22 protein-coding genes are annotated in these 20009 nt (G+C 35.6%); 18 read left to right on the top strand and 4 right to left on the bottom strand.

Annotated elements, in window-relative coordinates; translation table 11 throughout:
* Positions 1-56 precede the first annotated feature (56 nt).
* Both ACTYBU_RS18805 and map read right to left on the bottom strand, forming a co-directional pair.
* The gene (locus tag ACTYBU_RS18805; protein ID WP_445492277.1) at positions 57-1268 is read right to left on the bottom strand and encodes a GNAT family N-acetyltransferase; all 1212 of its coding nucleotides are present in this window, start codon (positions 1266-1268) and stop codon (positions 57-59) included.
* A 299-nt stretch (positions 1269-1567) separates the two neighbouring features.
* Complete coding sequence (gene map, locus ACTYBU_RS18810) at positions 1568-2314, bottom strand: type I methionyl aminopeptidase (RefSeq protein WP_445492101.1); 747 nt, start codon at positions 2312-2314, stop codon at positions 1568-1570.
* A 270-nt stretch (positions 2315-2584) separates the two neighbouring features.
* On the opposite strand from map, the gene ACTYBU_RS18815 reads away from it, so the two are divergent.
* The 4 genes from ACTYBU_RS18815 (at position 2585) to sigF (ending at position 5524) form a co-directional block, all read left to right on the top strand.
* Entirely contained in the window at positions 2585-3748 is a 1164-nt protein-coding gene (locus ACTYBU_RS18815) for a D-alanyl-D-alanine carboxypeptidase family protein (protein WP_445492103.1), read from the top strand.
* A gap of 215 nt (positions 3749-3963) precedes the next feature.
* Positions 3964-4314: an anti-sigma F factor antagonist gene (gene spoIIAA, locus ACTYBU_RS18820; protein WP_445492104.1), complete on the top strand. Its 351-nt coding sequence runs from the start codon at positions 3964-3966 to the stop codon at positions 4312-4314.
* A gap of 1 nt (position 4315) precedes the next feature.
* On the top strand, positions 4316-4756 hold the full coding sequence (gene spoIIAB, locus ACTYBU_RS18825; protein ID WP_445492106.1) for an anti-sigma F factor: 441 nt from the start codon (positions 4316-4318) through the stop codon (positions 4754-4756).
* A 12-nt stretch (positions 4757-4768) separates the two neighbouring features.
* Complete coding sequence (gene sigF, locus ACTYBU_RS18830; protein WP_445492108.1) at positions 4769-5524, top strand: RNA polymerase sporulation sigma factor SigF; 756 nt, start codon at positions 4769-4771, stop codon at positions 5522-5524.
* A gap of 87 nt (positions 5525-5611) precedes the next feature.
* Here sigF and ACTYBU_RS18835 read toward each other — a convergent pair whose 3' ends face one another.
* Entirely contained in the window at positions 5612-5734 is a 123-nt protein-coding gene (locus ACTYBU_RS18835; RefSeq protein ID WP_445492109.1) for a hypothetical protein, read from the bottom strand.
* Positions 5735-5815: 81 nt separating this feature from the next.
* On the opposite strand from ACTYBU_RS18835, the gene ACTYBU_RS18840 reads away from it, so the two are divergent.
* From ACTYBU_RS18840 to ACTYBU_RS18865, 6 genes are all read left to right on the top strand, one after another.
* Positions 5816-6436, top strand: a complete 621-nt coding sequence (locus tag ACTYBU_RS18840) for a stage V sporulation protein AA (protein WP_445492110.1) — start codon at positions 5816-5818, stop codon at positions 6434-6436.
* Positions 6426-6845 (top strand): stage V sporulation protein AB, encoded by a 420-nt coding sequence (locus ACTYBU_RS18845; RefSeq protein ID WP_445492111.1) that lies wholly within the window; start codon positions 6426-6428, stop codon positions 6843-6845. The genes ACTYBU_RS18840 and ACTYBU_RS18845 overlap by 11 nt, the downstream gene beginning before the upstream one ends.
* 44 nt (positions 6846-6889) lie before the next feature.
* Complete coding sequence (locus ACTYBU_RS18850; protein ID WP_445492112.1) at positions 6890-7492, top strand: stage V sporulation protein AE; 603 nt, start codon at positions 6890-6892, stop codon at positions 7490-7492.
* On the top strand, positions 7455-8939 hold the full coding sequence (locus ACTYBU_RS18855; protein ID WP_445492114.1) for a spore germination protein: 1485 nt from the start codon (positions 7455-7457) through the stop codon (positions 8937-8939). The genes ACTYBU_RS18850 and ACTYBU_RS18855 overlap by 38 nt, the downstream gene beginning before the upstream one ends.
* Positions 8940-9154: 215 nt before the next feature.
* On the top strand, positions 9155-10480 hold the full coding sequence (gene lysA, locus ACTYBU_RS18860) for a diaminopimelate decarboxylase (protein WP_445492115.1): 1326 nt from the start codon (positions 9155-9157) through the stop codon (positions 10478-10480).
* A 402-nt stretch (positions 10481-10882) separates the two neighbouring features.
* Positions 10883-11257 (top strand): GNAT family N-acetyltransferase, encoded by a 375-nt coding sequence (locus ACTYBU_RS18865; protein ID WP_445492116.1) that lies wholly within the window; start codon positions 10883-10885, stop codon positions 11255-11257.
* 762 nt (positions 11258-12019) lie between these two features.
* Here ACTYBU_RS18865 and ACTYBU_RS18870 read toward each other — a convergent pair.
* Positions 12020-12538: a DUF309 domain-containing protein gene (locus tag ACTYBU_RS18870; RefSeq protein ID WP_445492117.1), complete on the bottom strand. Its 519-nt coding sequence runs from the start codon at positions 12536-12538 to the stop codon at positions 12020-12022.
* A 363-nt stretch (positions 12539-12901) separates the two neighbouring features.
* On the opposite strand from ACTYBU_RS18870, the gene ACTYBU_RS18875 reads away from it, so the two are divergent.
* The 8 genes from ACTYBU_RS18875 to resA all read left to right on the top strand — a co-directional run bounded on the left by ACTYBU_RS18875 (position 12902) and on the right by resA (position 20003).
* The gene (locus ACTYBU_RS18875; RefSeq protein WP_445492279.1) at positions 12902-13672 is read left to right on the top strand and encodes a segregation/condensation protein A; all 771 of its coding nucleotides are present in this window, start codon (positions 12902-12904) and stop codon (positions 13670-13672) included.
* Complete coding sequence (gene scpB / locus ACTYBU_RS18880; RefSeq protein WP_445492118.1) at positions 13659-14243, top strand: SMC-Scp complex subunit ScpB; 585 nt, start codon at positions 13659-13661, stop codon at positions 14241-14243. Before ACTYBU_RS18875 ends, scpB begins: the two co-directional genes overlap by 14 nt.
* A gap of 304 nt (positions 14244-14547) precedes the next feature.
* Positions 14548-15441, top strand: coding sequence for a superoxide dismutase (locus ACTYBU_RS18885; protein WP_445492120.1), 894 nt, complete (start codon positions 14548-14550; stop codon positions 15439-15441).
* A 205-nt stretch (positions 15442-15646) separates the two neighbouring features.
* Positions 15647-16795, top strand: a complete 1149-nt coding sequence (locus ACTYBU_RS18890) for a D-alanyl-D-alanine carboxypeptidase family protein (RefSeq protein WP_445492121.1) — start codon at positions 15647-15649, stop codon at positions 16793-16795.
* Positions 16788-17378 (top strand): nucleoside recognition domain-containing protein, encoded by a 591-nt coding sequence (locus ACTYBU_RS18895; protein WP_445492122.1) that lies wholly within the window; start codon positions 16788-16790, stop codon positions 17376-17378. Before ACTYBU_RS18890 ends, ACTYBU_RS18895 begins: the two co-directional genes overlap by 8 nt.
* A gap of 2 nt (positions 17379-17380) precedes the next feature.
* Positions 17381-17914, top strand: coding sequence for a spore maturation protein (locus tag ACTYBU_RS18900; protein ID WP_445492124.1), 534 nt, complete (start codon positions 17381-17383; stop codon positions 17912-17914).
* Between the two features lie 457 nt (positions 17915-18371).
* Positions 18372-19097 (top strand): 23S rRNA pseudouridine(2605) synthase RluB, encoded by a 726-nt coding sequence (gene rluB / locus ACTYBU_RS18905; RefSeq protein WP_445492125.1) that lies wholly within the window; start codon positions 18372-18374, stop codon positions 19095-19097.
* A gap of 381 nt (positions 19098-19478) precedes the next feature.
* Positions 19479-20003, top strand: a complete 525-nt coding sequence (resA, locus tag ACTYBU_RS18910; protein ID WP_445492127.1) for a thiol-disulfide oxidoreductase ResA — start codon at positions 19479-19481, stop codon at positions 20001-20003.
* Positions 20004-20009 lie beyond the last annotated feature (6 nt).

The raw sequence follows: 20009 nt of genomic DNA on the forward strand, positions 1-20009 counted from the left end.
TTTATTGCAGATGGTTCCTTTTGCTTTTCGAATGTTCTAGCTACTGCAATTTTCGATCAAAAATAATCAGAAAAATAGGGTGTTTGTTGTTCAATTATATCTTCTAGCAGCTCAACGGTTTTTAAGTCACAAGCAAGTCGTCCAATCTTATAAAGATAGTCAGGGCTTTTATAGCTGAGCAACATGGTCGTCATTGTTTGAATGTCTAGTTTTAATTCACTTTTTTTGCCTTCACGCACTAATTTTCCTTGTCCATTTTTTGTGACAATTAGGGTGAAAACTCCTTGGTTCCATGCCAGCAAGGGATCATGCAGGCTGAACGTTAATTGTCTGTCCATCAATTGCGGTTTAAAAGGATATTGGGAAATAAACTGCTCTAAATCAACGATTCTGGCCATATAGTAGGGGGATATGGTTTCCTTAATATCAGCATCCTCCAGAAGAAAAGCTAATGGTTCATCTGTATATGTATTTCCTACCACTTTTGATACCATAGAAAAGTGGGCGCTGATAAAGTTCCATAGTCCAATACGAGCTTCTTCATTAACAAAAATCATTTCTTTTATATAAAATACTTCATCTGCAATCCAGTATAGAACATATCCATTTGGCTGCCTGTCTTCACTATAATATACTGCAGCAGTAAGGTCTTCAAAATCCCAGCGCCAATATTCATCCCAAGCCAGTTCATTTCGGAGCATGGCTCCATGTGCCTGCATGGCAAAACGCTGATAAACGGTTTCTAATATTTTGTTTTCAGTTGACATACGTTCCACTTCTCCAGCAATTTGCTTCATTTTCGGCAATTGATAGTCCTTCACTTCAAAGGTCATTTTATTCGAAATGATTTCCCAGCCCTTCCGGCGATAGTACGGGATGGAATAAGGAAAAAGGTAGCTGATGGATTGTTTTTTTTCCCGCATGTTAGAAAGTGCATGCCGCAATAATTTATCCATTAATCCGAGATTTGAATATTCGGGGAAAGTCCCAACGCCTGTGACCCCGCCCATCTGGTACGTTTTATTGAATAAACGTACTTGAAAGGGGTAAACAGCCAGCTGAGATACTAATTTATCGCCATCGAACCAGCCGATTACATCTGCTTGCTCGAGCACTGGAGATTTTGCCAAAATTATTTCTCTTTCTTCCCAGCCGATTTTTTGAAGTTCATGATTTGTTACTTGAAAAACATATCTGAGCAATTGGTTGTATTGTTCTAGATGTTCCAACTCAACTTCCTTCATCTTTAACCTTTTTTTTCTGCTCATAAAATACCTCTCTTTTTCTAACATTTTCACCATTCTCCTCTTAAATATACAATCTTTTTGACTACTAGTCATTTTTCAATTGACAAGAAGATGCAGATATTTCTCTTATGCAAACGTATATATGATTATTACTAATTATTTAGAACGAAAGAAAAAATGAATTTGCTAATCAGATGATAGTCAAAAAAAAGAGCGAGAATAAATAGTTATTCTCAGCTTCAGAGTGTAGATAAAGTAGTATTTGCACAAACCTGCAATGCAATGCTCAAAAAAAGCAAAGCAGGGAACTTATAAGTGTATTATTGTTTTGTTAGTATTTCCGGACCATTTGCCGTTATCGCCAAAGTATGTTCATATTGTGCCGATAGACTTCCGTCGACGGTTCTTGCTGTCCAGCCATCTAAATCGATTTTTGCATGGTACATGCCGATATTAAGCATTGGCTCGATTGTTATGACCATTCCCTCTTTTAATCTTTTACCTACATTAGGTGGACCAAAATGAGGGATTTGCGGGTCTTCATGCATATTAGATCCGATGGCATGACCAACGAAATCACGTACTACGGAAAAGCCTTGCTCCTCCGCAAAAGTCTGAATCGCATGCGAAATATCTCCAACCCTGTTTCCTATGACAGCCTGTTCAATTCCTTTATATAATGCAGCTTCTGTAATTTCTAATAATTTTTTTGCTTCATTAGAAATAGTACCCACTGCATAAGACCAAGCCGAATCAGCGAGCCATCCATCTAAATTAACAACCATGTCAATGGTCACAATATCTCCGTTTTTTAAGGGAACTTTGTTTGGAAAGCCATGACAAATAACATCATTTACGGATGCACATGTTGCAAAAGGGTAGCCATGATACCCTTTTTGCTCAGGAATTGCTCCTCTTTTAAGAATATACGTTTCTGCAAACGCATTAATTTCTTCTGTTGTAATTCCTGGTTTAATAATCGAGGCAATTTCTTTATGGCAATCTGCTAATATCTCGCCGGCTATTTTCATTTTTTTTATTTGTTCAGGTGTTTTGATGATAATCATCTTTTTCCTCCTTTCAATATCTAAAGATGTTGGTTTTATAAACGCTTTTTACGTTGTTAAACGTACATAATATATAAGTATAAAGATGAATGTTTTATAATTTTTTCCGTTTTGTACGAAAAAAGATTCCATTTTACCATATCTTACTCCATTTTCAAAGTCAAGGTGCTAATGGGGATAAGAAAAGGAGAGGAAAATATTCTGAGGAGATTGTATAAAAAATCCACCTTTGGAAAAAATGGAACCTATATAGAATGGAGGGTCTTGGAAATGAAACGCATCTTATCACTTGTAATTACAACTATATTATTTTCTTTAACGCTGGCGCCATCAACATTAGCTGCTGAAAAAAAAAGTGAGCTTGTTGACAATGTAAAGTCAGCTATCTTGATTGATAGAGATACAGGAACGACGTTGTATGAAAAAAACAGCAACGAAAAACTTCCCCCTGCAAGTATGACAAAAGTTATGACCATGCTGTTAATAATGGAAGCAATTGATGAAGGCAAATTGAAGATGGATGAAAAAATAAGAACTAGTGATTATGCAGCTTCAATGGGTGGTTCTCAAATCTTTTTAGAACCAGGCGAAGAGATGACAACAGAGCAAATGTTAAAAGGAATAGCAATTGGTTCAGGCAATGACGCTGCAGTTGCTGTAGCAGAAAGACTTGTTGGGTCTGAGGAAGCATTTGTAGAAATGATGAATAAAAAAGCAAAAGACTTAGGATTAACAAATTCTGTTTTTAAAAATGCAACTGGGCTGCCGGTTGATGATCATTACAGCACCGCACATGATATGGCGATTATGGCCAAAGAGCTCCTTAAATATGAAGATATTACAAAATTCACAGGCACCTACGAGGCATATTTGCGTGAAGACAGCGATAAAAAATTTTGGCTTGTTAATACTAATCGTCTTGTGAAGTTTTATCCTGGAGTGGATGGTTTAAAAACAGGCTTTACTAATGAGGCAAAATATTGTTTAACAGCAACCGCTGAAAAAAATGGCATGCGTGTAATCGCAGTTGTTTTTGGTGCTCCGACTTCAAAAGAAAGAAATGCTCAAGTTACCAAAATGCTGGATTATGCATTCAGCCAATATGAAACACATCCTATGTATAAACGAAACGAGTCAATTGGAAAAGTAAAAGTAAGCAAAGGGGATCAAAAACAAGTAACAGCTACAACTAGTGAGCCAATTTCTCTGCTTACAAAAAAAGGCGAACAAGTTAATAAAGTGAAAAAAGAAATAGTGATGAATAAGAAATTAAAAGCACCTATCGAAAAAGGACAGCAAATAGGAACTATAAAGTTTACAAAAGACGGCCAAACATTAGTGGCTAGCCCCCTCGTAGCTCAAAAAGATGTAAAAGAAGCAAATTGGTGGCAACTATTTAAACGAGCAACAGGAATGTTCACCAAAACCAATTAAAAAAGAAAAGCGGAAGCGCCAGCTAATTTTCAAATACTAATTGCCCCTAGCAATAAGTAAAAACAGGCGTTTCTTCTCTTGTTTTCCGAGTATTGTCGAATTGATTTTTTATTTAACTTTTTTTAGCGAATTGTCACTAGTTTTGTCTTTCGTGAAGGAATTGAAAGGTGAAATATAGAATTGACTCACTAAACCAAATGAGGAGGTTATGGATAGTGAGTCTTAGTATTGATCTTGAAGTGAAAAATAATGTTCTTTGTATTCGTTTATCTGGGGAATTAGATCATCACTATGCAGAAGAGCTGCGTTCAAAAGCTACGAATGCGATAGAAAGTTATGATATTCGTCATATAGTGCTTAATTTAGAGAACCTATCCTTTATGGATAGTTCTGGTTTGGGTGTTATTTTAGGAAGATATAAACAAATTAAGCAACTTGGAGGAGAAATGGTTATTTGTGCTATTTCTCCAAGTGTGCAAAGACTTTTTGATATGTCTGGACTATTTAAAATTATGAGGCTTGAAACCAATGAAGAATTTGCTCTTCAACGATTGGGGGTAGCATAACATGAAAAATGAGATGCATCTTCAATTTAGTGCTTTGAGTCAAAATGAATCTTTTGCTCGTGTAACGGTTGCTGCATTTCTAACACAATTAGATCCAACGATGGATGAATTAACAGAAATTAAAACAGTGGTTTCAGAAGCTGTGACAAACTGCATTATTCATGGCTATGAAAATGACCCAAATGGAATTGTTTATATTTCTGTTATTATGGAAGACTCCTATATTGATTTAACCATTAGGGATGATGGAAAAGGAATTATGGATGTGGAGGAAGCGAGACAGCCTTTATTTACAACTAAACCTGAATTGGAAAGATCAGGAATGGGCTTTACCATCATGGAAAATTTTATGGATGAAATTGAAGTGCAATCAAGCCCTGAGAATGGAACAGAGATCCGTCTGCGCAAGCATTTAATGAAGAGCAAAATGCTAAGCAATTAAGGAGAATTGTCTATGGATGTGGAGGTAAAAAAAGACAAAAAAGATACGTATTTAAAAGATCACGAGGTAAAAGAATTAATAAAGCAGAGCCAGGATGGGGATCAGACTGCAAGAGATACCATTGTCCAAAAAAATATGCGTCTTGTCTGGTCTGTTGTCCAGCGGTTTTTAAACAGAGGGTATGATCCGGATGATCTTTTCCAAATTGGCTGTATTGGTTTGTTGAAGTCAGTGGATAAATTTGATTTAAGCTATGATGTTAAATTTTCTACTTATGCTGTTCCAATGATTATTGGCGAAATTCAGCGTTTTATTCGAGATGATGGAACGGTGAAAGTGAGCAGGTCTCTAAAAGAATTAAGCAATAAAATTCGAAAAGCAAAAGATGAACTTTCTAAGCAATATGGAAGAACACCAACAGTTGGTGAACTTTCCGAATATCTGGAGATTCCGCCAGAAGATATCGTTCTGGCTCAAGAGGCAGCAAGAACGCCCTCTTCCATTCATGAAACAGTATATGAAAATGATGGAGATCCTATTACACTTTTAGATCAGATAGATGATGGAAATGAAGGGAAATGGTTTGATAAAATTGCACTGCAAGAAGCAATAAGAGAATTAGATGAAAGAGAGCGCTTGATTGTTTATTTAAGGTACTATAAAGATCAAACGCAATCAGAGGTTGCCGAAAGGCTTGGAATATCTCAAGTCCAGGTTTCCAGGTTGGAGAAGAAGATTTTGAAGCAGATGAAAGAGCAGATGGACTAGCTTTAGAAAGGTGAAAAAATATTGACTTTCTGCGTTGCTCATCTTATGTAGATGCTTTTCACAGAGTTCACTTCAAAAAGTCTACAATCACATTACTTTTAACAATGTAAATATACGCTTAAGCAAATGGATCAGACGTCCAATTGCTTTTTTTTTGCTGAAAAATGATAAATGGAGTGCTTGCTCTTTTGACCTTGGAAAATTTTCCATTGAATTGGATATCATATATTTTGCTTTCTTAACAAATACTACCTTTAAAAGGATGACAAAAGTGTAGGGAGGGTTATCGAAATGGGAGAGATTGTTTATATACGAATGAGGCATCGCATTCAAAAAAAATTACGTGACAAAGTAATGTTAAAAGATCTCGCACAAATTGTTGCCGCAAATTCTTTAGTAGAAACCCTTCAAGATGCTTGCATATATGAAATTTCCGAAAAAGACCGAAATATTATCATCATTGACAGTACTCAAGTAATAAAAAAAATTAGGTCAATCAGCGATGAGATTGAAATTCAACTGATTGGTCCAGCTCAAACAATAATTGAAGTGATATACAAGAAAAAAGGTGTGTCGCTACCATTATTTATTTTAATCTGGCTGCTTTTATTTATCGGTTCAGCATTAACTATTATGAATTTTCATGAAGATGTAAGCATGCAATATGTTCATCAGCGTTTATATACGATGATAACAGGCAAAAAGGTCGAAAAACCACTTCTATTTCAAATTCCATATTCGATCGGCTTAGGCCTGGGAATGATTATTTTCTTTAATCATGTTTTTAAAAAGCGTTTAAATGAAGAGCCAAGTCCTCTTGAGGTGGAAGTATTTAATTACCAGCAATCATTAGATCAGTATGTCATTATGCATGAAAATAAAGAAAGCATGAAAAAACTGGATGATCATTAGTATTCTGCTGATTATTTTTATTGGTTTGGCTTGGGGTACTACAGTTGGCGCTGGATATGTGGCATTTTTAACTGTTTTTGGCATTATCCCCCGGCTGACGCAATTAACGAAAACAGTAAGTAAAATCCATGCATACGAATGGTCTGTAGTTTTTGGCGCAGTTTGTGGTACTTTTGCTTTTTTACGAGAATCAACTTTTTCTTTGCCTCCTTTTCTACTGATCATAATAGGATTAGCTGGAGGAATTTATATCGGAATGATTGCAGCTGCATTAACAGAAGTATTAAATGTTTTTCCTTTATTAGCAAAAAGGATTGGAATTGATGATCGTTTATTAATATTAATGATGGCGATAGTATTTGGTAAAATTTTCGGCTCCTTGTTTCATTGGATGTACTTTATTCCATAAGTGTCTTGCTATTAACCGGACAAACAAGAAAGGGAGTATAAAAAATGGGAAAAAGGAGAAAAGTGATCTTAATTACGGATGGCGACGAGTATGCTAGACGTGCTGTTGAAGTAGTCGCAAAAGAGGTTGGTGGAAGATGCATTTCGATGTCTTTTGGCAATCCCAGTTGTCATACAGGATCAGAAGTGATCCAAATGATAAAAAAAGCAAAAAAAGATCCTGTGTTAGTAATGGTCGATGATAGCGGTTTTGTTGGAGAAGGAGCTGGAGAAACAACATTAAGATACATAGCCGCACATAAAGATGTTGAAATCCTTGGCGTTATTGCAGTGGCAAGCAGAACAAGAAGAGAAGAGTGGACGAGAATTCATGTCAGCATTGATCAAAACGGAGAATTGACGCCATATGGTGTGGATAAATACGGAATAGCAGAAAATGAGATTGGCCGCTTGAATGGAGATACCGTATATAACTTAGATGAATTAAAATTACCTTTGGTAGTTGGCATTGGCGATATCGGAAAAATGGGCAAAAAGGATGCATTTGAAAAAGGGGCTCCGATTACAAAAGCAGCAGTGGAATATATACTAGAAAGAAGTGGATTTAATAATGGAAAAGCAGAACAAAAATATGGTCCATATATATGATGATATAGAGTTAGTTGAAAAATATATGAAGGATCGTGTAGGTTTAGGAACTAGCTTTGATTTAGGTGTTCGAAAACTGAAGGTCTTAAAAAAAGATATCCAATTATATTATGTAAATGGGTTATGTGATAGTGTATTAATAGCGGAACTGTTAGAGCATCTGCTTTTTCTGAATGATACCGATAGACAAAAACAAGGCAGCAATATTTTTGACCTGGTGGAAAATCAACTTGTCAATCAGTCTGTTCAGCCAATAAAAACAATGGATGAGCTTGTCGATCAAGTGCTTTCCGGACTGATTGTAATTGTTGTAGATGGATATGGAACTGGCTTTGCAGTAGATGTAAGAAGCTATCCAGGAAGAACTCCCCAAGAACCAGATACAGAAAAAGTAGTAAGAGGTTCAAGAGATGGCTTCGTAGAAAATATTATTATCAATACAGCTATTACAAGACGAAGAATTCGTGATGAAAGACTGCGGTTTGAAATAATGAAAGTAGGAGAACGATCAAAAACGGATATTGCTATAGGATATTTAGAAGATGTCGCTGATCCCGATTTGGTCGATATTATTAGAAAAGAGCTTCATGCGATAGAAGCAGATGGAATTACAATGGCAGACAAATCGGTTGAAGAATTTCTATTAAAACAAGGATATAATCCCTATCCTTTGATAAGATATACAGAGAGGGCAGATGTTGCGGCAACCCATATACTAGAAGGACATGTTATCATATATGTCGATACCTCTCCCAGTGTCATTATTACCCCAGCCACTTTTTTTCACCATTTGCAGCATGCGGAAGAGTATCGTCAATCACCAATAGTAGGAACGTTTATTCGCTGGATTCGTTTTATTGGCGTCTTAGCCTCCTTGTTTTTTTTGCCATTATGGTTTTTAGTCACATTGGAACCTTCCTTGCTGCCGGAACATTTGGCTTTTATTGGACCGAATGAACGGACAAATATACCAATTGTTGTTCAGCTCTTTATTGCCGATCTCGGATTGGAATTTTTGAGGATTGCAGCCATCCATACGCCAACCCCATTATCAACTGCAATGGGATTAATAGCAGCTGTATTGATTGGCCAAATAGCCATTGATGTTGGGTTGTTTGTTCCAGAAGTCATTCTCTATGTTTCAGTTGCAGCAATAGGAAATTTTGCGACGCCGAGTTATGAGTTGGGTATTGCCAATAAAATAGTTCGCTTAGTCTTATTAATAGTGGTGGCGTTTTTCCATACACCAGGTTTTATAATAGGAAGTACTTTATATCTTTTATTTCTAATCAATATTCGAACACTCAATGTACCATATTTATGGCCGTTTATCCCTTTTTATCCAAAAGCGCTTGCCCAAATTATTGTCCGTAGAACAGTTCCAAGCAGTAAAATAAGACCAAGCCATTTGCATCCTCAAAATCGATATAAACAGCCTAACGAATAAAAAGAGGATTGAGAAATACAGTAATTTATGATACATTTGTCTAATTAAGTGGGCTGTTATAAAAAATGGACATAAAAGACAGCTCTCTTAAATGAAAGCTGTCTTTTTAATTTAGAAGAAACAGTAAATGGTAAAAATAAGAGTGGTTCTTCCTCTATTTTAAGATAGTTGGGGAGTGCTCATTTTGATATTAATAGAAGAATAGAGGGGAAAAGATGCATTATTATGGAACATCTACTGTAAATGAACATGGTAATTTAGAAATAGGCGGAGTAGACACATTACATTTAGTCGAAAAATTTGGAACTCCTTTATATGTATATGATGTTGCATTGATTCGTGAAAGAGCAAGAGGCTTTAAACAAACATTTGAAAAAATGGGGGTTACCGCACAAGTCGCTTATGCCAGCAAAGCTTTCTCAACCATTGCAATGGTTCAGCTTGCTGAGAAAGAGGGCTTATCGCTTGATGTTGTATCGGGTGGAGAACTATATACAGCTCTTGCTGCTAATTTTCCAGTTGAGCGCATCCATTTTCATGGTAATAATAAAAGCCGTGAAGAACTATTGATGGCAATTGACCATCAAATTGGCTGTATTGTGGTGGATAACTTTTACGAGTTGCAATTACTTAATGAATTATGTCAAAGCAAACAAGTAAAAATGAATATTTTATTACGTGTTACACCAGGTATTGAAGCACATACGCATGATTATATATTAACTGGCCAAGAAGATTCCAAATTTGGTTTTGACTTGCAAAACGGCCAAGCAGAAGAAGCTTTATTAAAAGGAATGGAATCTCCTTGGCTGCAAGTATTAGGATTGCATTGTCATATTGGTTCACAAATTTTTGAAACAACAGGGTTTGTACTTGCAGCCAAAAAAATTATCGATCATTTGAAAACATGGCAGCAAAACCATGGATTTGAAACGAAAGTCCTAAATCTTGGCGGAGGTTTTGGGATTCGATATACAAATGAAGACCAGCCAATCCAGCCTTCTGAATATGTGGAAGTGATTATTAAAGAAGTGCAGAAGCAAGTAGAAGCCAACCAAATGAACATGCCTGAGATTTGGATTGAACCGGGAAGATCATTAGTTGGGGATGCAGGCACTACTCTTTATAAAATCGGTTCTCGTAAAGAAGTGCCAAATGTTCGTAATTATTTAGCTATTGACGGAGGCATGACGGATAATATACGCCCATCTTTATATCAAGCAAAATATGAAGCTGTATTAGCGAATAAACCACTGCATAAAACAGATGAAATTGTTTCAATCGCAGGAAAATGCTGCGAATCTGGTGATATGCTCATTTGGGATCTTCCACTGCCTAAAGCGAATGATGAAGATGTGTTAGCCGTATTTTGTACTGGAGCTTATGGCTATTCCATGGCAAATAATTATAATAGAATTCCGAGACCTCCAGTTGTTTTTGTAGAAAATAAAAAAGCAACACTTGTTGTAAAAAGAGAATCGTATGAAGATCTTATTAAACTGGATTTGCCATTAGAAGAAACGGTTGCGATTAAAAACTAAGTGTAATAACTGCACTTAGTTTTTTTTGCTTGAAATATGCTGCTATAAAAAGGGCTCGTTTTTTGAAAAAAAAAAATAGAAATAACAATGGAAAAAGTAGCTTATTCGGCTTTATTAGCATACTAATATATGGAATGAAACTATTATACTGTGATAACAAGGGAAAGTGCTTTTTTAAACGAATCAAGAAGTCTAATACTTTTTTTCCTTTAATTACTGCTTCAACGATAGAGATATAACATAATGATTGAAGTGTAGTGATAATTTATGTATGATAAAAGAAATAACATTATTCGTCAAAGTAAGATATTATATGATATATTATGCTTAAACTTGTTTGGGATATTTGTAAAATGGAAAAAATACTAAGTAAATATGTTTTAATAATAATGAGGGATATTAATGATTATTCGATATAAGAAAACATTTGAAAAAATTGCCATGGGTCTTCTATCTTTTATGCCAGCTGAAAAAGATTTAAAAGTGCTGCAGCAAACTATTAAAGAATATGAATCAAATGATAAATGGCAGCTTTTGTTATGGAAAGAAGAGGAAGATATAATTGGTTTAATCGGAATCGTTTTTGCAGACGAAAATACGATCCAAATTCAACATATTTCCGTTAATCCATCACATCGTTACCAAGGCGTCGGAAAAGCGATGGTATCAGGAATAAAAGAGATGTATCCAAATAAAAACATAGAAGCAAATGCATTAACCCTAGCCTTTTTATCCAAATGCAATGATTTAGCGGAAAAAGAAAATATGAATTCGTAAAATGACAGATCTCGCTGGTCCAGGAGATATGGATTTACTTTTGATGATAAAAAATTAGAAGAATAACGCGATGCACAAGAGATTCAGCTTTGAAAACTCCTGTGCATTTTTTACTGTCTAGGAAATTATAAACGAAATTGAGTTGTGGATAACTTAGCAGTATGGTCCGCGTCCAACTCCGACGTACAGGATGTACTAGTGCCGATGTTGCAACAGGCTCGCAGGATGCGGGTCAATCGACGTTGCAACAGGACGTTGCGTATTTAGTCGATTTTCCTCTTTTGCGTACTTAATCGGCCAGCGCTTATCGTGTTTCCTTTATCACGTTATAACGGGCAGTAAGGTATCGCCTAAGAATTGTGAAGTAGGTGAAAAAACTGCCCGTAAAAACCTGATCGACTCAACTAACCATCAGGGGGAAATCGCCATGATAGAAGGTTCGTCTTATCTCAGTCGATGCCCTTCCGAAGTATAAGGATGTACAAGTGCCGATGAAGACATAAGGCCGTGGCGTAGTTAATCGGCCAGTTTGTACGGCGATGGTCAAGGCGCTTGCGCTTTTGTTCTTAAAAACGAAATATGTTTGTGATGAACTAAACAGAATGGGAAAGCCTGAGTAGAACAAAAAGAGATCAATAAAAGAAAAAAGTCCCTCATTACGATGTATGAAGGACAAATACTTATCGTGAAATTTTGATGAATGAAATGTTTCTAACCACCCTGTAATGGAACGCATATTAACGAATTTTGGTACAATCGTAATTATTCCTTGCGTTTTTTTGCCTCTTTTGCTGCATCTCTTTCTTTTATGACCATACTTCGATCTCTTGTAAGATGCCGGTGAATAATATCATAAACTGCAGTTTTGGTTTGTTTCCAACATAGACCTAATTCACTGCATAATTCTTGGCACTGTTTTTCTAAATTATGATCTTGGATAGGAAGATACATCATTTCGTATGCTGTTTTGTTTTTGATATTCGCAATCATTCCATCGAGCAAGGAGAATAATAAAGATGGATCCAGACCAAAAGAAGGAACATCGTTTTGATTCTGTTTAAAAAGAGAATAACTTTTTTTTAATGTTTTGCTTGCTCCGGCAAAATTCCCTCTTCTATGGTGGTAGCAGGAAACGGCTAATAAGATAAAAGCAACCCATATGGATTGTTTATTTGCGGCATCAACTTCTTTCCAATACTCCTCCAATATTTCATGACATTCAAAATAATCTCTATCGGCATGAAAATGCACTAAATAAAGAAGATAAGGTTTTGGATACATATAAGTTCACACTTTCTTTCGTTTTTAATTAAGAAAAATAGAATATATAACGATATATTAGGTCCTAGGTTAATTAACTGGTAATAATTCTCAAAAAAATGATAGTGATAAAGGAAACAAGCGTTTGTGACACCTGAACCAAAGATATTCTTTCCCATTTTAAAAAGAATAACGGTTATTGTTTTCTTATTCAACTTAATATAGTTGTTTTAAGCGGGCAAATTCTTTCGTAACAGTAAAATATTTGTTTTCCAATGTATTTGAATTATTTTTCTGTTGGATAACGCTTTTAAATCAACTATACTAGTACTAGCATGCTTTTGACAGCAATAAAGCAATTTTATTAGGATTTTGGTGAGATTAATGCAGTATAATGTGAAAATTGATAGTTTTGAAGGACCTTTGGATTTGCTTCTTCATTTAATTAATAAATTGGAAATAGATATATATGATATAAATGTGGCGGAAATTACAGAACAGTACTTGGGGTATATTCATGCGATGACAGAACTAGAACTGGATATTGCCAGCGAATTTCTAGTAATGGCTGCAACACTGCTTGCTATTAAAAGCAAAATGTTATTGCCTAAACATGATGAAGAACTATTTGATGAAGAATTAATGATGGAACCAGAAGAAGACTCGAGAGATGAATTAATCGAAAGATTAGTGGAATATCGAAAATTTAAAGAAGCAGCCGGTGATTTAAAAGCAATGGAGCAGGAACGTGGTTTAATTTTTACAAAACCGCCAAGTGATTTATCAGATTATGCTGCTGAAGTAGAAGAGGCTTCCAAAAAGGAATTGGATGTCACTTTATATGATATGCTTGCGGCTTTTCAAAAACTCATAAAAAGAAAAAAAATGCAAGCTCCGTTAGCAACTAAAATTACGAGGCAAGAAATTCCGATTGAAAATAGAATCAATGAAATTTTACATTTTGTACGCGGCAAAAAAGGGAGAATATTTTTTGAAGATCTTTTTCCTATTCATGATAAAACACATATTGTCGTTACGTTTTTAGCGATTTTAGAACTAATGAAACGCCAGCAGATATTTGTAGAGCAAGAACAAAACTTTGCAAATATTTTTGTTATTGGAAAGGAAGTTGAAGCAGGAATTGAAAGTGAATAAATGGAAAGGAATCATCGAAAGTCTACTGTTTGCAGCTGGAGATGAGGGACTTACAGTAAAGCAATTAACACATGTACTATCAATTGAAAATGGAGAAGCAGAAAATATCCTTCAGCAGATGAAAGATGATTATGCAAAGGATCCAAATCGAGGCATTGCGATTATTGAAATAGCAGGAACGTATCAGTTTGCCACAAAAAAAGAGCATTCTATGTATTTGAAAAAATTAGTAGAATCTCCCCATGCTTCTACATTGTCTCAAGCAGCCTTAGAAACATTAGCGATTATTGCATACAGACAGCCGATAACCCGTGCAGAGATTGAGGAGGTTAGAGGAGTAAAAACAGAACGGCCGCTACATACGCTAGCGGCTAAAGCCCTGATTAAGGAAGTAGGAAGGGCGGAAGGTGCGGGAAGAGCGATACTATATGGAACAACAAAAGAGTTTTTAGACCATTTTGGTTTAAGGGATTTAAAAGAGCTTCCTCCCCTTGCGGATAAAGAAGAAGAATACAACCAAGAAGAAGCTGATTTGTTTTTTGAAACATTTCAACAAAAAATAGAAGAATAACTGTGTGAATTTAAGGAGAGCAATAAAAGGAATCATTTCTTTTTATTGTCTTTTTTTGTTTGTTATAATATTTATTCAACTCGAATGAAAGTATGTCGTAGAAGCTATTCATGTTCTTATTGAGACAGCAAATAGCATGCTCCATTTGATGGGAAAGATAAGGCTGTTAATTTGGCACCCTCCTCTAAAGAAGTAGAAATGCAGCTGTATTCACTGTTCCTGTTTTTGTAAAAATAACATGTTCCAGCACGATTAATCATACCATTTAAGGAGGATATTTTGATGAAATGGGGTTAATTGATAGATGAGCAGCTACAATGAATATGTGAAAGAAGTGTTAATGTGGAATCAACAGTTAAAAAAATTATTAGAATCGGAACAGGTGCAAAAGGACGAGAGGATTTGGAAGAATCTTGATAAATTTTCCGCTTTAATGGATAATGTGCAGCGAAAGCCATTAGATACGGATGAATTAATTAAAATTCAGCATGAGGCAGAAGAACTTCATGAAAAAATGGAACGATACTTTTCAGAGCGGCAAAATTTAGGGACTATTTATATGAATGAGCCGATTGTGCCAGCAGGCAAACATGTTTTGCCGAAATTGCCTTATGGTTATGATGCATTGGAGCCATATATTCAAACAGAAATTATGAAGCTGCATCATACAAAACATCATCAATCATATGTTGACGGTTTAAATAAAGCGGAATTAATGTTAGCGAAGGCAAGAAAAGACGGGAATTATGAATTGGTAAAACATTGGTCTCGAGAACTTGCCTTTCACGGTTCTGGTCATTACTTGCACACCATTTTTTGGAATAATATGAGTCCAAAAGGAGGCGGGTCGCCGAGTGGTGCTTTATTAGAAGCAATAAAAAAATATTTTGGCAGTTATGAAGCATTTAAAAAACATTTTACGGAAGCAGCCAATGCAGTGGAAGGGGTAGGCTGGGCGATACTTGTATGGTCTCCCAGAGCAAGGCATTTAGAAATTCTTCAATCAGAAAGACATATGCTTCTAACGCAATGGGATACGGTTCCGCTCTTGGTGCTCGATGTTTGGGAACATGCTTATTACCTGCAATATAAAAATAAAAAAGCAGACTATATTCAAAACTGGTGGAATATTGTGAATTGGAAGGACGTAGAACAACGATTTTTGAAAGCAAGCGAATTAAAATGGAGACCTTATTAACATTCGAATAATAATCTGCAGCAGAGCCAATCATCCCAGTTTTGGAGATTGGCATTTTTTTTGGCAGAAAGGTAGGTGTAGAGGTTTAGTTCGTAATGAAACAGGCGCTTCCCACTTTTCTTCATAAGTTTTAGCATTATTGTCATAAGCCAACTTGTCCTGCATAAACATGTACAAACCACTTAAGGAGACGAGGTAGTGTTAAATGAAATTAAAAAAAAACATTCTATTCTCCCTTATTATTTCCATTTTAATGCTAGCTGTTCCTCAAACAACACAAGCAGAAATATATGTAAGTGCCAATAGTGCAGTATTGATGGAACAAAAGTCAGGAAGAGTATTATATGAAAAAGACGCGTATACAAAAAGAAGAATTGCAAGCATCACAAAGATAATGACGGCTATTCTAGCAATTGAATCTGGAAATTTAGATAAAAAAGTCACAATAAGTGAAAATGCAGTGACAGCGGAAGGTTCTTCGATCTATTTAAAAGCTGGCGAAAAAATTTCATTGAAGGATTTAGTATATGGGCTAATGCTTCGTTCTGGCAATGATGCAGCAGTTGCAATTGCAGAGTTTGTTGGTGGAAGTGTAGATGGTTTTGTCTATTTAATGAATCAAAAAGCACAGGAAATAGGCATGAACAACACGCATTTTGCTAATCCACACGGACTTGATGATCATGAAAACCATTATTCAACGGCATATGATATGGCGCTTTTAACACGTTATGCAATGAACAATGATACATATAAAAAAATTGCAGGAACGAAAAAATATACTTCGAATAATCCTTCTGAAGAGTGGGACAGAATATGGAAAAATAAAAATCGTCTATTAACAGAGCTTTATGACTATTCAACTGGTGGAAAAACAGGCTATACGAAAAGGGCAAAAAGAACCCTAGTCAGCACGGCTGAAAAAGATGGTTTAGAGTTGATTGCCGTAACGTTAAATGATCCGGATGATTGGGATGATCACATTAATATGTTTGAATCCTCGTTCAAAAAATATCAATTGACTCGAATAATCGAAAAAGGAAAATTGGAAGATATAGATAATGATTTTTATAAAAATAAAGTTTATATCAAACACGGATTTCAATACCCTGTTGCTTCTGCCGAAAAGAATTTAATTGAAATAGAATATAAACTTGCCACGATAAAAAAAGAATGGAAAAAAAATAAAAGGAAAGTCCCTGATACAGTAGGACAGGTACAAGTATATTTTGATCATAAGATAGTAGATACGATTCCAATCTATTACAAGCATTCTAATAAGCAATCAAAATCTTTTTTTGAGTACTTTAAACAAATGTTTATTGCGATTAATGGTGTGGGCAGCGATGGTTAATATCATATGGGTGCTCCTTACCGTCATTGGAATTGTATTTGCGATGATTAATGGAACAATTGATGAAGTGAATAAAGCAGTATTTTCAGGCGCAAAGGAAGCTGTCACTATTTGTATCGGGTTAATAAGTGTATTGGTTTTTTGGCTAGGAATGATGAAGATTGCAGAACAGGCAGGTTTATTAAGAAAACTAACGAATCTTTTTAGACCGTTTGTTGTAAAATTATTTCCTGAAGTGCCAAAAGATCATCCTGCAATGGGGTATATTTTATCCAATATGATGGCCAATCTGTTTGGGCTTGGAAATGCTGCAACTCCCCTGGGCATAAAAGCGATGGAAGAGCTGAAAAAATTAAATGGCGGGAAAAATACAGCAAGCAACAGCATGATTACGTTTCTTGCGGTTAATACTTCGAGCATTACACTAATACCGACTACTGTTATTGCGATTAGAATGAATTATCATGCATCATCTCCTACTGATATTGTAGGTCCTACATTAATTGCTACGATTTTTTCTGCCATTAGCGGAATATTAATTGATCGATTTTTTTATTACAGAAGAATAAAAAAGGGTGAATAAGAATGGAATTTGTTTCACTTCTATCATTATGGCTGATTCCTTCCCTTATTGGATTTATTTTATTGTATGGAACCTATAAGCGGGTTCCCACATATGAGAGTTTTGTGGAAGGAGGAAAAGAAGGGATAAACATTGCTTTTTCGATTATTCCTTTTTTAATTGGCATGCTTGTCGCTATATCGGTTTTTCGAGCTTCAGGAGCATTAGAATACTTTATGGGATTCTTAAAGCCAGTATTAATTTATTTAGGTATCCCTTCTGAAGTGGCTCCTCTTGCCATTATACGGCCGATTTCTGGAAATGCTGCTCTTGGCATGACCAGTGATTTAATCGCAACTTATGGGCCCGATTCCTATATTGGCAGACTTGCTGCCACCATTCAAGGCAGCACAGATACGACGTTTTATGTGCTTACCGTTTATTTTGGTGCAATTGGCATTAAAAAAATGGGAGATGCTTTAAAAGTTGGACTATTAGCAGATCTTGTCGGTTTTATTGCAGCTATTATCGTTGTTACCTTGTTTTTTGGGAAATAGGAAAGGAAGCCTAATACGAATACTACAAAACTTAAAGTGTTCAGGCTGTCGACAAACGCTCGAATTCTTTGTTGCTCGTCTTACTCGGATGTTCATTACTTAACCATGGCAACTGCGCTCCTCCCAAGTATTCACGCCTCAAAATACAAAAGTTTTCGAACAACTTGCAGTTTGTGCAATTGATACTTTGTCTAAACCCTAGACACTACAAAACTTGTAGTGTTTTTTAGGGTTACATTTTTCTAAGGCAGTTTTTTAGTAAAATATCATGTATTATGCTGGAGATTGAAAGACTTTCTTTGAAAATTCATTAATTTATGTCATAATTCAAAAGGGTAAAGAAAAATTTGTTTTTAGATTGAATTGTTCTATTAAAGTAGATAAAAGAAAGCAAGAGCAGCTTTCTTCTAGAATAAAAAAGACAAAAACAATGGAAAAAACTTAGAGGTGACAATAGATGGAAAGATTACAAAAAGTAATAGCGCATGCAGGATTTGCATCGAGAAGAAAAGCAGAAGAGTTAATAATAGAAGGAAAAGTGAAAGTGAACGGTGTTACGGTAAAAGAACTTGGGGTAAAAGTAAGCCCTTCAGACAAAGTGGAAGTGAATGGAATACCTGTGGAAAGAGAAGAACCTGTTTACTTTATCCTTTATAAGCCAAGAGGCGTTATATCCAGCGTGAATGATGATAAAGGCAGAAAAGTAGTAACAGATTTCTTTTCTGAAATTCAAGCTAGAATTTATCCAATTGGCCGTCTAGATTATGATACATCAGGATTGATTTTATTAACAAATGACGGCGAATTTGCTAATTTAATGATGCATCCAAAAGGCGAAATCGAAAAAGTGTATGTTGCAAAAGTAAAAGGCATTCCCGCTAGAGAGAAGCTAAAGCAGCTAGAAAGAGGAATTGTTTTAGAAGACGGTAAAACAGCACCGGCAAAAGTAAAGCTTTTATCGTTAGATAAGAAAAAAGGGACGTCGATTATTGAACTGAAAATCCATGAAGGAAGAAATCGCCAAGTTAGAAGAATGTTTGAGGCAGTCGGTACACCTGTTATGAAATTAAAAAGGGAAAGATATGCTTTTTTAAATTTAAATGGATTACAGCCAGGTGATGCGAGAGAGTTAACTGCGCACGAAGTGAAATTACTTCGTACTGAGGCTAGCAAGAAAAAATAAGGACAAGTCTTGACTTGCGAGTTTTAGATGGAGTAGCTTAGACATCCATCTTTGGTTAAAGATAGATCAAATTTTCTTTAAAAAAATTCATAAAACATTCACAGATGAATGGATGAGATTACAATATCTACAACATATAAATGGTATAATAGTGGCTAAGATTCCTAATTTACAAGGTTTTTATATATAATTAGGCAACTGTCTAGCTCTGAAGAACTGGATATACGAGTGCCGATGTTGTCACAGACTGGAAGGATGCTAGCCAATCGACGAAGATATAATGCCTTGGGCGATTAGCCGATTTACTTTTTCTGCACACTTAATCGGCCAGTCCGTCCGGCAATAATCATGAAGCTTGCGCTTTTCTGATGGGAGGCTTGCATGAAAAAGAAACGTATACTGCTTCGGGCAGTTATTTTACTTTTATTATTAACTGCAGCTGTTTATGCGATATACATGAGTTTCACCAATCAACACACTGGTAAAGTTCAAGCAGGAAAACAAGCTCCAGATTTTGTGCTTGTTGATCAAAATGGTGAGCAGCAAAAGCTGTCGAATTATAAAGGGCAAGGAGTATTCTTGAACTTTTGGGCTACATGGTGCAAATCATGTGAGAAAGAAATGCCAGCAATAAATAATTTATACGCTGATTATAAAAATAAAGGCGTACAAGTATTATCTATTAATGTTGGTGAATCTCCAATTGCAGTCAATAGATTTATAGAGCCATATCAATTAACTTTTCCAATCATGATTGATTCAGAAGATGAGGTTCAAGAGGCATTTTCCATTAATCCGCTTCCTGTTACATTTTTAATTGATAAAGAAGGAGCAATAAAGGAAATTTATACAGGGGAATTAACAGAAAAGAAGATGCAGCTCATGATGGAGAAAATAAAACCTTGATTTTTA

This window comes from Niallia sp. 03133 (assembly GCF_052663225.1).

Bases quoted from the DNA above. Each gene is read 5' to 3' on its own strand.
- ACTYBU_RS18805 (WP_445492277.1), bottom strand. From the start codon at position 1,268: ATGAGCAGAAAAAAAAGGTTAAAGATGAAGGAAGTTGAGTTGGAACAT.
- map (WP_445492101.1), bottom strand. From the start codon at position 2,314: ATGATTATCATCAAAACACCTGAACAAATAAAAAAAATGAAAATAGCC.
- ACTYBU_RS18815 (WP_445492103.1), top strand. From the start codon at position 2,585: ATGAAACGCATCTTATCACTTGTAATTACAACTATATTATTTTCTTTA.
- spoIIAB (WP_445492106.1), top strand. From the start codon at position 4,316: ATGAAAAATGAGATGCATCTTCAATTTAGTGCTTTGAGTCAAAATGAA.
- sigF (WP_445492108.1), top strand. From the start codon at position 4,769: ATGGATGTGGAGGTAAAAAAAGACAAAAAAGATACGTATTTAAAAGAT.
- ACTYBU_RS18835 (WP_445492109.1), bottom strand. From the start codon at position 5,734: ATGGAAAATTTTCCAAGGTCAAAAGAGCAAGCACTCCATTTATCATTT.
- ACTYBU_RS18840 (WP_445492110.1), top strand. From the start codon at position 5,816: ATGGGAGAGATTGTTTATATACGAATGAGGCATCGCATTCAAAAAAAA.
- ACTYBU_RS18845 (WP_445492111.1), top strand. From the start codon at position 6,426: ATGATCATTAGTATTCTGCTGATTATTTTTATTGGTTTGGCTTGGGGT.
- ACTYBU_RS18850 (WP_445492112.1), top strand. From the start codon at position 6,890: ATGGGAAAAAGGAGAAAAGTGATCTTAATTACGGATGGCGACGAGTAT.
- ACTYBU_RS18855 (WP_445492114.1), top strand. From the start codon at position 7,455: ATGGAAAAGCAGAACAAAAATATGGTCCATATATATGATGATATAGAG.
- lysA (WP_445492115.1), top strand. From the start codon at position 9,155: ATGCATTATTATGGAACATCTACTGTAAATGAACATGGTAATTTAGAA.
- ACTYBU_RS18865 (WP_445492116.1), top strand. From the start codon at position 10,883: ATGATTATTCGATATAAGAAAACATTTGAAAAAATTGCCATGGGTCTT.
- ACTYBU_RS18870 (WP_445492117.1), bottom strand. From the start codon at position 12,538: ATGTATCCAAAACCTTATCTTCTTTATTTAGTGCATTTTCATGCCGAT.
- ACTYBU_RS18875 (WP_445492279.1), top strand. From the start codon at position 12,902: ATGCAGTATAATGTGAAAATTGATAGTTTTGAAGGACCTTTGGATTTG.
- ACTYBU_RS18885 (WP_445492120.1), top strand. From the start codon at position 14,548: ATGAGCAGCTACAATGAATATGTGAAAGAAGTGTTAATGTGGAATCAA.
- ACTYBU_RS18890 (WP_445492121.1), top strand. From the start codon at position 15,647: ATGAAATTAAAAAAAAACATTCTATTCTCCCTTATTATTTCCATTTTA.
- ACTYBU_RS18895 (WP_445492122.1), top strand. From the start codon at position 16,788: ATGGTTAATATCATATGGGTGCTCCTTACCGTCATTGGAATTGTATTT.
- ACTYBU_RS18900 (WP_445492124.1), top strand. From the start codon at position 17,381: ATGGAATTTGTTTCACTTCTATCATTATGGCTGATTCCTTCCCTTATT.
- rluB (WP_445492125.1), top strand. From the start codon at position 18,372: ATGGAAAGATTACAAAAAGTAATAGCGCATGCAGGATTTGCATCGAGA.
- resA (WP_445492127.1), top strand. From the start codon at position 19,479: ATGAAAAAGAAACGTATACTGCTTCGGGCAGTTATTTTACTTTTATTA.